We start from the raw sequence: 13,013 nt of genomic DNA, 5'->3' as shown, positions 1-13,013 counted from the left end.
CGGTCGTATGACCTATCCCATCCATTGGCGCACCCTGATTGTTCCGCCCCGCTTTTCTGCGGGTCCTCCCCGGCGCTTACCAGTATGGGTAATTGGAGCCCCGTAGTCTCCTTCCTGGCTGTTGCCTGGAGTTAGTGAAGTCAGGTGGGTGAAGTGAAACGGTGCGGGTAAGTGAAGGTGCGGCGGCGCACTGGGAAGCAAGGAGGGGGGAGGGCGGGTCAAATGTCTGGGCTTCGCCAGCGGAAACCGTTAGCTTAGCTACAAATTTTAGCAGAGCGAAAACTACCCCCGGGGGGTTAGCGCTTGTGCTGGTGCTGGTGATGCAGTTGAGATAGCATGGGTTACTTTCCACGACAATCGGACATTATCATGAAGGCAATTCTTAGGGAGCTGGACATTGGCAATTCGGTGGCAGAGTTTGATGAGTCACTAGAGAAGTATTTTGTCGAAAATGAGGCGTTCTATAAATTAGTCAACGATAAAATTGATATTGTTGCAGGTGATAAGGGGACGGGAAAGACTGCTCTGTTTCAAATAATAAAGAAACGCTATGGCTCAATTGCGGAATTGAAGGGCATTGAAGTTCTGGCTGGCTTCAATCCCGTCGGATCGCCGGTTTTTCAAAAACTTGTTCGGGAAAGGGTTTTGACGGAAGGACAATATGCTAGCGTATGGAAGGCGTATATTATCGCGCTAGCTGGAAACTGGGTTTTGGACATCGCCGGTGCCGATTATTCTGAATCATTTTCCTCGTTGTCTAGAATGTTGGAGCGGACGGGGCTGATATCTAAGGACGATAAGCCAGAGACCATTTTCAGCAAAATTGTTAGCGCAGTTCAACGAGCGTTGTTACCTACGGAGGCTGAAATAGAGTTTACGTTCTCGGAAACTGGTGTGCCTGTCGTCACTCCAAAGATGAAGTTCGGCAAACGGGACGACGAGGAAGCAGTTGATGAAGTGTCCCATGAAGAAGCGTTTGCATTACTGGAGCAATGCCTCTCTGAAATTGGGTTTTCACTATGGATAGTGCTTGATCGATTGGATGAGGCATTCCAGGGATTCGCTGAGGTAGAGATTCCGGCGCTAAGGGCGCTATTCAGGACATATTTGGACTTGTTGCCATATAAAAATGTTAGATTGAAGTTATTTGTTCGTCGTGATCTGCTGCGACGAATAACTGCGGGCGGGTTTGTTAATCTTACGCACATTAATGCTCGTAAGGTAGATATCACGTGGGACGAAGCTGATCTTTTGAATTTATATTGTCGGCGTGTTCGTGACAATAAGCACGTAATGGCAATCTTTGAAAAGGCTGCACTTGAAAAAGGAAATGCTGATTCGGGGAGTATTGGGACGGGAGTGATAAAGCCGGACCCGATAACGGATGAAGATTTATTTTATTGTATTTTCCCTGGTAAGATCGACCAGGCTGAACGAAAGCCGACTACTTGGAGCTGGATCATGTCCAGGATAAGGGATGGTAACGACGTGCGCCCGCCTCGTAACTTGATTGGACTAGCCAAAGAAGCCCAAGACGAGCAGCTGAAGAGTGAGGGACGCGCACCGAGGGCGTATACATCAGGGATGCCGATCATCACGACGGATGCGGTACGGAAGGCACTTGAGAAGTTAAGTGAAACTCGTGTGCACGATACATTGCTTGCCGAAGCTAGTCCTGAAGTGGCAGCGCATATTCAGAAATTCCGGCGCTCCCGCTCGGAACATAATGAGGCGAGCCTATCCGAGGTCATTGGTTTAAGCGGTGACGCATTGCAATTGGCTATAAACCAATTGGTACAGATTGGCTTCTTGGAGTCTCTGAAAGCCTCATGGAAGATACCGATGCTTTACAGGGATGGTTTGGAGATCACTCAGGGCAAAGCATTTGGAGGGGCAAATGGTGCAACTCCAGCAGAAGACGATGAAACTTAACCGGGATTATGTGTGAAATTTGCTGGCGTCGAGCGTGTTTTCGGAATTGTACAAGAACTAAGGCGCAGGGGCCGCTAGTGAATATTTATTAAGGTGACTATGCCAGACTTTTCGGATCGCGTAAGAGCGGCAGCTAATTTTGAGGTGGCCGGTGAGCAGACACGACTTTTCGCTACGATAGGGAAAGTCAGAGAAGACGCAATTAGAACGAATAATTTATCTTCCAGTCGGGTTGCGGTTGCCATTATGGAAGCATGCGTAAACAGCTTCCGTAAGTGCGGGGAAATAATCTGGACTACTTGTGCTCATGAATTGCGCTCAGATGTGTTCTATGTTCTTGGGTGTAGCGAAAAAGAGATTATAGAGAACCTTTCAGTTCTCTTGGATAATTTATTAAGATTTCATATTGAGGCGTTTAATGTTGATGCCGAGAATGTTATAAGTAATTTAGGAATGTCATTAGATAAGTGGCACGAGCCAATTTATGTCGCTAGAGTCCAAGCGGAACAACAATATGAGATGCAGGTTAAACAGCTATTTTCTCTGGCGCGGGGAAATATATGACTGAGAAGCATGCGAGTGATGGGAGCGAAAGACTACTAGATGAGGCGCGGGCTACTCAAACGGTAATGCGGCTTGCAGTTGGTCTGGGAGTTGTTTTTGCTATTGCTGTTGTTGGTGTATATATGGCAAATTTTGGTTCAATTGAGGCGGACCATGAGCGTTGGGGGCAATTTGGTGACTACTTTGGCGGGACACTTAATCCTGTTTTTAGCTTTCTTGGGTTGGTTGCAATTGTTGTAACTATGCGGTTGCAGATTAGTCAGCTAAGGCAAGCTACGGAGGATAATATACGCCAGTCCAAACGAGCCGACTTAGTCCAGTTTCAAGCGACTTTTTTTCAATTGCTGGAATTCCATAATAAGATAGTTGGTGAAGCGGTAATAGCAACTGGCTTCGGCGATTTTCTACGCGGACGAGAAGCCTTTAGGCTTATCGTTGCTCGACTTGACAGCATTCGTTTTAGAGATGATGTTTCTGATGGACGGGGCGTTGTCGAGATCTATGAGTCTATCTACGTGAAAAATCAGGACTTGCTTGCACATTACTTTAGAAACCTCTATCACGTCATCAAGTTTATCGATATGAATGATTTTTCGGATCAACAGTATTACGCCGACCTTCTTAGGGCGCAACTTTCGTCATCTGAGGCTACACTGCTTTTTTATAACGGGCTTTCGCAATGGGGAGTGAAGAGGGCAAAGCCGCTTATTGAAAGATATGGCTTATTAAAAACCTTGCCAGCTGAGTTGGTGTTGCCTCCGGACCTAATTGTGATGTATCAAGATAGCGCTTATAGAGAAGGTTACGCAGAGAGGAATTAACGCGAAAATCTGGATGGAGTGAGTGGATTCCGGTTATTTGCCTTAAGACATTTAGAGTTCCGCAATGCTGACTGAGCTTACCCCGGAGCTCAGTGGTTGTTGTGGCCAGCACGTAGGAGGGCTGCCGGTATTCTATTGCGGCTGTGTCTTTGCCTCAGGCCTGGCTGGTAATGGCCATTATTGCCTCCTGCGCGGAGCCCTTGTGTCGGGCTGCTGTAGGGGGGATTTTGCGGCCCTGCGGCGCGAGTTGCTTCTACCGGCTAAATTGCCAGCCAATGTCTCACCTGCACTTTGCAAAACGGAGCCATCAGCGGAGCCATGGAGTAATGATTTTTTGACGTGACGTAGATTTCATGCGGGTTGGCGGGGCGTTTGATGATTCTGCCGATGAAAGTGTAATCAGGGCAGCAGCTTGCGCATGGTGGCGTTGGCCAGCAGTTCGCCGCGCACGGCGACCTGGTTGCGGGTTTCGACGGTGAAGCCGTGGCGCGTGAAGAAGGGTTCGGCGGTCAGGCTGACGTCGGAGCGCAGCACGGCGATGCGGCGCTCGGCCGCCAGCCCGAACAGGTGCAGCAGCAGCGCCTGGCCGATGCCGCGCCGGGCGTACGGCGCGGCCACGAAGAACATGTCTATATAACCGGACGGCTGCAGGTCGGTGAAGGCTGCCGGCGCGCCGTCCAGCTCCGCTACCCAGCTCTGGTTGGCGCGCATGCGCTGTTCCCACAATGCGGCATCGTAATCGTCCGGCGCCCACGCGCGCAGCTGCTCGGCCGTGTAGTGCCGGCTGGCGAGCCCGTGCACGGAGGAGTGGAAGATGGCGCGCAGCAGGGCTTCTTCGCCGCGCCGGTAAGGTCGGATCTGCATGCTGCTATCTTACTCCGCCGTTCCGCCGTCTGTCCGCGTGAAATGCAGTTCGGCCCCGTCAATCCGCCGTTTGTCGCGTGCCCGCTGCGGCGCCGCGCATGCTTTGCTATCTTGATCCTGTCCCCGCTAAAACGAGAACAGCGGTGACCGCCAGGTCAACCAGCATACGGAGAAGCATCATGAAAAAAGCATTCGTCGCAATGGCAACCGCTGCCGCCCTTTCCATCCTCGCTACCAGCGCCATCGCCGGCCCGCAAGTGGTCGGCGACAGGGACGACAGCGTGCAGATCACCCGGTCGAACTACAAGCTGTCGCCGTCCGAGTTCAACGATTACGCGTATCTGTTTGTGCTCAACAACGGCACCAAGATCAAGTTCACCAACAGCGTGAACCGCTACTACGCCGAACTGCCGGGCGACGGCCGCGTTGAAATGTATGCGCTGGCGCCGGGCGTGTTCAAGACTGCCGCCGGCACGCGTTTCGAATTCCGCGAAGGCGGCGATGCGGTGGCCATCGACAATGTGGAGCGCCTGCCGATGGCGCACAAAATGGCCGCCACCGGCGTGACCGTGCTGGCGCGCCGCTGAAGCGCGCCTGTATGTACGGGCCTATCTTCGGGCTATTGCTACCGGCCCGGGGATAGAAATAATCAGTGCATTCGCAAGTTACGCTCGGCCGCATGACTGCTAGTATGGAGTGATGTGGCAGCGGCCTTGCCGCTGATAGGAGTGCATCATGAAAACTGCTGTGGGCGCCGCACTGTGTGCGGCCTTGGGGATGGGCATGTGCGGTGCCTATGCGGAACCGCAGGCGGACAGCGTGCAGATCAAGGCGCCGCAGCAGGCGCCGAAGGCCATGCGCCTGGCGCCCGGCGAATTCGATGAGTACGCCGCATCCTATGATTTGAGCAATGGCCAGCGCATCGCGTTCACCCAGCGCGGGCAGCGCTATTTTGCGCAGCTCGACGGCGAGGCGCGTACCGAGCTGCTGCCGCGCGCGCCCGGCGTGTTTACGACCGTGGCCGGTGCGCGCATGGAGTTCGCCAACAAGGGGGCCGACCTCACGATACGCAACTATGAACGCCTCGTCACCAGCACCGTCCTGCCTCCCGGCACGGTGATGATGGCGGCGCGCTGAGGCGCGGACCGGGCTGCGGGTCTCCAGGCCGCAGCCCGCAGTCCTCAGGCCGCCGCGCTGCCGCGGCGGTCCGCCACGCGGCGCTCGGGACGCTGCAGCGGCGCCGTGTCCAGGCGCTCTTCCAGCAGCGCGAAGATTTCGTCCTTCGACAGCACGTAGCGTTCCAGCAGCTCGTCCTTCACCGATTCCATGACGGCACGGTAGTCGCCGATGGCACCCAGCGTATAGCTGTACAGCTCGTCCGCCTTGGCTTCGACCTGCAGCAGCGTGTGCTCGTTGTTGTCGTGCTTGAACTGGCTGTAGTCCAGCTTGGAGCGCGAGTACATCGACAGCTGGTTGACCATAGTGTCCAGCATGCGCGTGGCTTTCTGGATGTCGTTCTGGCTGCCCACCGAAATGCCGCGCGCGCCGTAGAACAGTTCTTCGGCCGCCACGCCGCCGTACAGCTGGATCACGTCCTGTTCCAGTTCCTCCAGCGTGCGCAGCGCCATGTCGTCGCCGGCCGACAGCACATAGCCCAGCGCGCCCAGCTTGGACACCGATTCGGTGCTGATCTTCAGCAGGTGCGACTTGTCCTTCACTTCGGCCAGCGGCAGGCCCTGGCGCAGATACGGGTCGATCTGCATGAAGAAGTGGCCCAGCTCGTGCAAGGCGATGCGTTCGCGCTGGCGGGATTTCTCTGCCGTGGTGGCGCGGTCGGTCAGGCCGATGGTGGCGCGCTCGAAGGCGCGGAACATCAGGTCGGTGTCGATGATCTTGCCTTCCTGGATGGCGATCATGCTGGCGCGCTCGACCACGGTCTCCAGCACCGCCGGACTGAGGTTGGCGGTGATCTCGGCCACCTGGTTCAGGTCCAGCTTGTTCCAGTCCACGCAGCCTTCCTGCTTGCGCTTGAGGAAGGACTCGACCAGCTGCGCGCGCTCGTTCTTGTTCGGCAGGCGGAAGTTGATCTTCACCGAGAAGCGGCGCAGCATGGCTTCGTCCATCTGCGAGCTGCTGTCGTCGAAGTTGGAGGCCACCACCCAGATCACGCCGGCGCCTTCTTCCTTCTTCACGCCGTCCAGCAGGCCAAGCAGGGTGTTGGCGGTGTCGTCTTCCCATTTCTTTTCGCCGCGGCCGCGCGGCATGAACAGCGCTTGCGCTTCATCCAGGAAGATGATGCAGGAGCCGCGCGCGCAGGCTTTCTTGTACAGCGCATTGAGCGCCTTGGAACCGCCGCCGATGTAGCCCGATTCGAGCGCCGAGCCGGAGGCCTGGATCAGCGGAATGTTGAGGCGCTTGGCCAGGTAGCCGGCCAGCTTGGTCTTGCCGGTGCCCGCCGGGCCGGTCAGCATCACGTTGAAGGGCTTGTCGATGGCGTGGGACTGGTAGACGCGGCGGTTGCGTATCATGTCTTCCAGGTGCAGCACTTCCTGCTTGATGTCGTCCATGCCGATCAGGTCGTCCAGGCTGCCCTTCAGCTGGTCCGGCGAGATCACGCTGGCGCTCATGCCCATGCCCGGAATGCCGAACTTCAGGCCCAGCAACAGCAGCAGCACCACGGTGATGTCGAAGGCGTGGCGCTGCAGGAAGTCGCGCGTGGGCGCCAGCGCGCCGCCGTCGTCCTGCAGCACGGCCTTGTGGCTGGCCAGCCATTCTTCCTGCGCGATGCCGTAAGGGATGGCGTTGCGCAGCAATACCTCGCGCTCCAGGCTCAGGTGGGACGTGCTGGGCACCTTCACCACGTGCAGCTCGGGCGCGTCCTTGAACTTGTAGATGTAGCGCGGCGCCTCCGACAGCGGCCTGGCCACCAGCAGGTAGTCGAGGCGGTCGCGCTGGGCGGCCAGCGCCGTGATCTCGGCGATGTTTTGCGAACGCACCACCGGGCTGGCGTCCTGCGCCACATTGCTGCGCCAGGTGGTGATGCCGAACGCCAGCGCAATGGCGGACAGCAAGGCGATACGGACCCAAGTGTTCTTGAGCGCGAGCTGAAGCTTATAGATGTTGAACATGTGTTTTGGACTCGGCAGACTGCTGGCGGGCTGTGGCCAGGAGATGTCGTACAGGGCTGGCGCGCAGGATGGGGCGGTGGCCAGCGTTGCTTTCAAGCATGCCCTTGGGCAATGGATATCGAGCACTATAGCGTGCTCTGCCTGTTTTGTGTGCAATTGGCGGAGAAAAAAATCGCCGCCGCGACACTGTGGATAAGTTGATAATGCCTTGATTACAATGACTATTTTCGTTTTTCCAACAGTGCGTACTTGCGTTCCACGCGGGTGAAGGTGCCGTCGCGGCGCATGCCGTCCAGCACGGCGTTCATCTTGTCCACCAGCGCGTCCGGCACGGCCGGGTTGCACGCCAGGTAGACCTTTACCTTGTGGAAGGCCAGCAGCGGCACCAGCTCGCCGCTCTCGATTTCCGGGAAGCGCGACGGCGCCTGGCTGCCCACCCGCACGCCGATGGCCCACAGGTCGATGCGGTTGAGCAGCAGTTTTTTCGGGTTGGAAGCGTCGTTCTGCACCGGTTCCACGTTGAAGCCGCGCGCGCGCAGGAAGTCGTCGCGCGCGTCGCCGTTGTAGGTGCCGATGCGCAGCGCACGCGCGTCTTCCAGGTTGCGCAGCGGGAATTTGTGGTCGGGGCGGCCGATGAAGACCCACTCCGCCTCGTCGGTGGGGCCGACCCATTTGAACTGCTGTTCGCGCTCCGGCGTGCGGGAGGTGGAATAGAGGCAGGCGTTGGCCTGGCGCTGCGCCAGCACGTAGCCGCGCTTCCAGGGCAGGATGTCGATCTGGTACGGAATCTCTGCGCGCGCCAGCATTTCGCGGATCTTTTCCGTTTCACGGCCGGTGACTTCGCCGCCTTCCTTCCAGCTGGCCGGCGGTACATGCTCGCCGGCGATAAACAGAGTGGCGGGCGGATCGGCCAGCGCGGCCCGGGGCAGCAGCGCCGCCGCCAGGCCCAGGCCCGCCGCCAGCGCGCAAGACATTGTTCTAAAGCTCATCCTGTTGCCGTACCTACTCTCTTGATGGGCTTAGCATAGCATGGCGCCGCCTCAGGGCTGGCGACGGTACAGCCTGAAACGCTCCTGGCGGTCGGAGGCGCGGCGGCCGTCCCAGATCTGTTCCCAGTGCGGCGCGCGGTAGCTGGGCGCCAGTTCCAGCGTGTCGTCGACGCGGATGTTGTCTTGCAGTAATAGCATCGGGCAGCGCTCGCCGGGTTTGCCGAACGGCAGCTTGCCGAAATAGACGAAGGAGGCGCGCTGCGCCGGGGCCACATTGGTTTCCACGCAGCCGGTGCCGGGCGGGAGCGCCGCGGCCGCCTGGCGCGCCACGGTGGCGTAGCTCTTGCTGTAGTTGGCGGCGGGCAGGAACAAGGTCATGGACAGTATCCACACCAGGATCAGGCCGCCGGACGAGAGCACCACGGCGCGCCACAGCACGGCCGGCTGGCGCGACAGGCGCCAGTGCACCAGCAGGAACCAGCCCACGGTGGCGCACAGGGCCACCAGCACGGCCAGCGGGCGGAATTCCGGCACGAAGCCGGGCACCAGCTTGAGCGCGTTGTGCGCCGCCTTGGCCGGCCAGCCGGTCAGCATGGCGCTCCAGAACAGCCACAGCGTGGCCGCGCACAGGGTCAGCACCATGACGGAGAACCAGTCGATGGCGTTGATGGCGCCGCGCTTCATGGTCAGCAGGCCGAAGGCGGCCATGATGGCCAGCGGCGGCAGCAGCAGCAGCAGCTGGCCCTGCTCGGGCGACGGGTGGAACAGGGCCAGGAAGGTGGCCATGCCGGTGAAGGTGACCGGCACCACGATGTGCAGCACGCGGCGCTGGCGGCGCCAGGCGTACACGGCCCAGGCGGCGAACGGCCAGGCCGGCCAGAAGAACCACACGCCCACGCGCAGGAAGTAGCCCAGCGACTGCAGCGACGGCAGGCCGATCTGGGCGAAATTCCATTGCATCCAGGCGGCCAGCTGGGGTTCGCCATGGCTGAGCACGGCGGGCAGCAGCCACGGCAGGGTGGTCAGCGCGCCGACCCCGGCCGACACGGCCAGGTGGCCCAGGCTGCGGGCGGCCGGCATGGCCAGGAATTGCGAGCACAGGAACAGGGCCAGCACCAGGAAGGCCGGCGCCAGCCAGCCGCGCGCCAGCACCATCAGCCCGAGCGCCAGGCCGATCAGGGCGGCGTTGCGCAGCGACGGCAGTTCCATGTAGCGCACCGAGCGGTACAGCAGCAGCGACAGCAGCGCCACCTGCAGCGGCTCGGCGGTGGTGACGTGGCTCTGCACCAGCAGGCCCAGGCAGCCCAGGTAGATCAGGCTGGCCGCGTCGGCCAGGGTGCGGCCGAAGTCGTCCGGCGCGGGCTGGCCGCCGAAGGCCAGCTTGAGCGGCTGCGCGTCCTGGCGGCGGCCCAGCGCGAAGGTGACGTACCACAGCGACAGCACGCCCAGCAGGAACACGATGACGGTGGACACGCGCGCGGCCAGCACGTCGCCCAGCAGCCAGCTGAACAGCTTGATGCAGGCGGCGCCCAGCCAGAACGCCAGCGGGCCTTCGTCGGGCATGGGCAGGCCGGCGATATTGGGCCACAGCCAGTCCTGCAGGCCGCCTTGCGCCATGGTCCACATGATGCCGAAGCTGGCGGCGTCGTCGGCCTTCCACGGCTCCCGGCCGATCAGGCCCGGCAGGATATACAGCAGGCCGAGGGCGTAGATGGCCCAGCGCGGCAGGGCGAGGGTGGCGGCGGCGGGCAGACGGACAGGCTTCATCGGCAGGGGCGCAAAAAAGAGTGAGTATGAATGAAAAAAAGGCAGCCGTAGCTGCCTTTTTTCGTGCATCGGGGCAGATTAGCCTGCTGCGACGGCGGTCTTGGAACCGACTTTGCCGAACTTCTGGCGGAATTTCTCAACACGGCCGGCGGTGTCGACGATCTTGTGCTGGCCGGTGAAGAACGGGTGCGATTGCGAGGAAACCTCGATCTTCACCAGCGGGTATTCTTTACCTTCGAAGGTGATGGTGTCGCGGGTGCCGATGGTCGAGCGGGTGATGAATTTGAAGTCGCACGACAGGTCGTGGAACACAACTTCGCGGTAGTCTGGATGGATTTCTGGTTTCATGTGCTTCTCTCTGTGGTTTGGTAGCCAAACAGCACTTCGTCGGTCGTCCCGCTTCTTGACCCGATTGCCGCTCACTTGCCGGTGGTTAAAAACAACCGTCGATTATACAGCGGATAAAAAAAAGCGGCAAGCCGCCGGGGGCGCCCCCCGCGTGCTTGCCGCATTGCCATGCTGCGAGGAGGCTTAGCCGCCGCGACGCATCATGTCGAAGAATTCCAGGTTGGTCTTCGTGGCCTTCATCTTGTCGAGGATGAACTCCATCGCTTCGATCTCGTCCATCGAGTACAGCAGCTTGCGCAGAATCCAGATCTTCTGCAGCTGGTCGGCCTTGATCAGCAGTTCCTCGCGGCGGGTGCCGGACTTGTTCAGGTTGATGGCCGGGTAGACGCGCTTCTCGGCCAGGCGGCGCTCCAGGTGCACCTCCATGTTGCCGGTGCCCTTGAATTCCTCGTAGATCACGTCGTCCATGCGCGAGCCGGTTTCGATCAGCGCGGTGGCGATGATGGTCAGCGAGCCGCCTTCTTCGATATTGCGTGCCGCACCGAAGAAACGCTTAGGACGCTGCAGCGCGTTGGCGTCCACACCGCCGGTCAGCACCTTGCCGGAGGCCGGGATCACGGTGTTGTAGGCGCGCGCCAGGCGGGTGATCGAGTCCAGCAGGATCACCACGTCTTTTTTCATCTCGACCAGGCGCTTGGCTTTTTCCAGCACCATTTCGGCAACCTGCACGTGGCGGGTGGCCGGTTCGTCGAAGGTGGAAGCGACCACTTCGCCGCGCACCGAGCGCTGCATCTCGGTCACTTCCTCGGGACGTTCGTCGATCAGCAGCACGATCAGCGTCACGTCCGGATGGTTGGCGGTGATGGCGTGCGCAATGTGCTGCAGCATTACGGACTTGCCGGACTTCGGCGAGGCCACCAGCAGGCCGCGCTGGCCCTTGCCGATCGGCGAGATCAGGTCGACGATGCGGCCGGTGATGTTCTCGGCGCCGTTCATCTCGCGCTCCAGGCGCAGCGGCTCGTTCGGGTGCAGCGGCGTCAGGTTCTCAAACAGTATGCGGTGCTTCGACGCTTCCGGCGATTCGCCGTTGACCTTGTCTACCTTGACCAGTGCGAAATAGCGCTCGCCGTCCTTCGGCGTGCGCACTTCGCCTTCGATCGAATCGCCGGTGTGCAGATTGAAGCGGCGGATTTGCGAGGGCGAAATATAGATGTCGTCGGTCGACGCCATGTAGGACGCGTCCGGAGAGCGCAGGAAGCCGAAGCCGTCCGGCAGCACTTCCAGTGCGCCGTCGCCGAAGATCTGCTCGCCGGACTTGGCGCGCTTCTTCAGGATGGCGAACATCAGTTCCTGCTTGCGCAGGCGGGCCGCGTTGTCGATGTCCAGGCCGATCGCCATCTCCAGCAGGGCGGAGACGTGTAAGGCCTTGAGTTCAGATAGATGCATATGTGTGAGTGTCCCGTGACGGGAAGAAAAAGGTAGGGGAGGGAACTGCGTGGGGTTGATCAATAAGGGAAACGGTATGGCCCATTTCCCGGCCAAGCAGGCGGCGCTGCGGGCGCAGCACCGCCTATCTTACTTAAATATTGCTGTCGATGAAAGAGGTCAGCTGGCCTTTTGCCATCGCGCCGACTTTTTGCGCTGCCGGTACGCCGTTCTTGAACAGGATCAGGGTCGGGATGCCGCGGATGCCGAACTTGGCCGGCACAGCCTGGTTCGAGTCCACGTCCAGCTTGGCGATGGTCAGCTTGCCTTCGTATTCCTTGGCCACTTCTTCCAGGATGGGGGCGATGCTCTTGCAGGGACCGCACCACTCAGCCCAGAAGTCCACCAGCACAGGACGGTCGGATTTCAGCACTTCGGCTTCGAAGGATGCGTCGGAGATGTGTTTGATATTTTCGCTCATGTTTTTCCCTCGGTGGGAGGTATAGGTTAGTTACGCCTGGATGATTATGCCACTGTAGATGGATATCGTCTTGACGCTGCCGGATTACAGGCCGCAGATGGAGACATATTCCATGAATTCAACAGATGCCCTAAATGATGGCAAGAGGATAACAGGCGGGAGATGGATCAAATAATAACGCATTTTTGCCGCGTGTGCGGAAAATGCTGTTGTGGCTTGCAGGCAACACCTGTGGCAGCACTTCTGCGCCCCCCGCGTCTAGGCGCGGCGGTGCGCCATGGCCAGCGCCACCAGGTCGCCCAGCTCGGCCGGCGCCACCGGCTTCTTGCACGCGCCCAGGATGGTCAGGCCCTGCGCCATGGCCAGGCGTTCGGCCGCGCGCAGCACGCCGGCGTCCATGCCCGACAACAGCACCACCGTGCCGCGGTAGTCGGTCTCGGCCACCAGGCGCAGGAATTCGATGCCGTCCATGTCCGGCATCGACAGGTCGCACACCAGCAGGTCGCGCGCGCCCTGCGCCAGCAGCGCCAGCGCGGCCTTGGCGGAAGGGGCGCTGGCCACGTCCAGGCTGCCCGGCTGCGGACTCACGTCGTCCAGCATGTCCTCCAGCAGGGACAGCATGAAGGGATCGTCGTCCAGCAGCAGCACGCGCAGGGGCGGTGCGCCCGCAGCGCTTGATTCTTGTGTACTCATA

General features: G+C 59.7%; 13 protein-coding genes. 5 read left to right on the top strand and 8 right to left on the bottom strand.

The features are described from left to right. Positions 1–369 precede the first annotated feature (369 nt). From ACFJI2_RS23350 to ACFJI2_RS23340, 3 genes are all read left to right on the top strand, one after another. Entirely contained in the window at positions 370–1,932 is a 1,563-nt protein-coding gene (locus tag ACFJI2_RS23350) for a P-loop ATPase, Sll1717 family (protein WP_377702121.1), read from the top strand. Positions 1,933–2,031: 99 nt separating this feature from the next. Continuing rightward, positions 2,032–2,496 (top strand): hypothetical protein, encoded by a 465-nt coding sequence (locus ACFJI2_RS23345; protein ID WP_377702120.1) that lies wholly within the window; start codon positions 2,032–2,034, stop codon positions 2,494–2,496. Then, a complete protein-coding gene (locus tag ACFJI2_RS23340) occupies positions 2,493–3,317 on the top strand; it encodes a putative phage abortive infection protein (protein ID WP_377702119.1) in 825 nt (274 codons plus the stop codon). The genes ACFJI2_RS23345 and ACFJI2_RS23340 overlap by 4 nt, the downstream gene beginning before the upstream one ends. A 399-nt stretch (positions 3,318–3,716) precedes the next feature. Here the strand turns inward: ACFJI2_RS23340 and ACFJI2_RS23335 are convergent, their stop codons facing one another. Further along, positions 3,717–4,181 (bottom strand): GNAT family N-acetyltransferase, encoded by a 465-nt coding sequence (locus ACFJI2_RS23335; RefSeq protein ID WP_377702118.1) that lies wholly within the window; start codon positions 4,179–4,181, stop codon positions 3,717–3,719. Between the two features lie 179 nt (positions 4,182–4,360). Here ACFJI2_RS23335 and ACFJI2_RS23330 point away from each other — a divergent pair, with 179 nt between their 5' ends. Both ACFJI2_RS23330 and ACFJI2_RS23325 read left to right on the top strand, forming a co-directional pair. Continuing rightward, the gene (locus ACFJI2_RS23330; protein WP_377702117.1) at positions 4,361–4,768 is read left to right on the top strand and encodes a hypothetical protein; all 408 of its coding nucleotides are present in this window, start codon (positions 4,361–4,363) and stop codon (positions 4,766–4,768) included. Between the two features lie 148 nt (positions 4,769–4,916). Beyond that, positions 4,917–5,318: a hypothetical protein gene (locus ACFJI2_RS23325; RefSeq protein ID WP_377702116.1), complete on the top strand. Its 402-nt coding sequence runs from the start codon at positions 4,917–4,919 to the stop codon at positions 5,316–5,318. Positions 5,319–5,362: 44 nt separating this feature from the next. Here the strand turns inward: ACFJI2_RS23325 and ACFJI2_RS23320 are convergent, their stop codons facing one another. The 7 genes from ACFJI2_RS23320 to ACFJI2_RS23290 form a co-directional block, all read right to left on the bottom strand. Continuing rightward, on the bottom strand, positions 5,363–7,309 hold the full coding sequence (locus ACFJI2_RS23320; RefSeq protein ID WP_377702115.1) for an AAA family ATPase: 1,947 nt from the start codon (positions 7,307–7,309) through the stop codon (positions 5,363–5,365). Between the two features lie 221 nt (positions 7,310–7,530). Beyond that, complete coding sequence (locus ACFJI2_RS23315) at positions 7,531–8,298, bottom strand: substrate-binding periplasmic protein (protein ID WP_377702114.1); 768 nt, start codon at positions 8,296–8,298, stop codon at positions 7,531–7,533. 51 nt (positions 8,299–8,349) lie between these two features. After that, entirely contained in the window at positions 8,350–10,065 is a 1,716-nt protein-coding gene (locus ACFJI2_RS23310) for an ArnT family glycosyltransferase (protein WP_377702113.1), read from the bottom strand. 78 nt (positions 10,066–10,143) lie between these two features. Then, the gene (locus tag ACFJI2_RS23305; RefSeq protein ID WP_107874054.1) at positions 10,144–10,413 is read right to left on the bottom strand and encodes a type B 50S ribosomal protein L31; all 270 of its coding nucleotides are present in this window, start codon (positions 10,411–10,413) and stop codon (positions 10,144–10,146) included. A gap of 183 nt (positions 10,414–10,596) precedes the next feature. Beyond that, positions 10,597–11,859, bottom strand: a complete 1,263-nt coding sequence (gene rho / locus ACFJI2_RS23300; protein WP_057153038.1) for a transcription termination factor Rho — start codon at positions 11,857–11,859, stop codon at positions 10,597–10,599. Positions 11,860–11,992: 133 nt separating this feature from the next. Next, the gene (trxA, locus tag ACFJI2_RS23295) at positions 11,993–12,319 is read right to left on the bottom strand and encodes a thioredoxin TrxA (protein WP_107874055.1); all 327 of its coding nucleotides are present in this window, start codon (positions 12,317–12,319) and stop codon (positions 11,993–11,995) included. Between the two features lie 258 nt (positions 12,320–12,577). Beyond that, positions 12,578–13,012, bottom strand: a complete 435-nt coding sequence (locus ACFJI2_RS23290) for a response regulator (protein ID WP_107874058.1) — start codon at positions 13,010–13,012, stop codon at positions 12,578–12,580. Position 13,013: the final 1 nt, after the last annotated feature.

The organism is Pseudoduganella sp. UC29_71 (genome assembly GCF_042693265.1).
Lineage (GTDB): Bacteria > Pseudomonadota > Gammaproteobacteria > Burkholderiales > Burkholderiaceae_D > Rugamonas.
The sequence above is the reverse complement of the archived record's forward strand: the minus strand, read 5'-3'. Positions and strand labels throughout refer to the sequence as shown.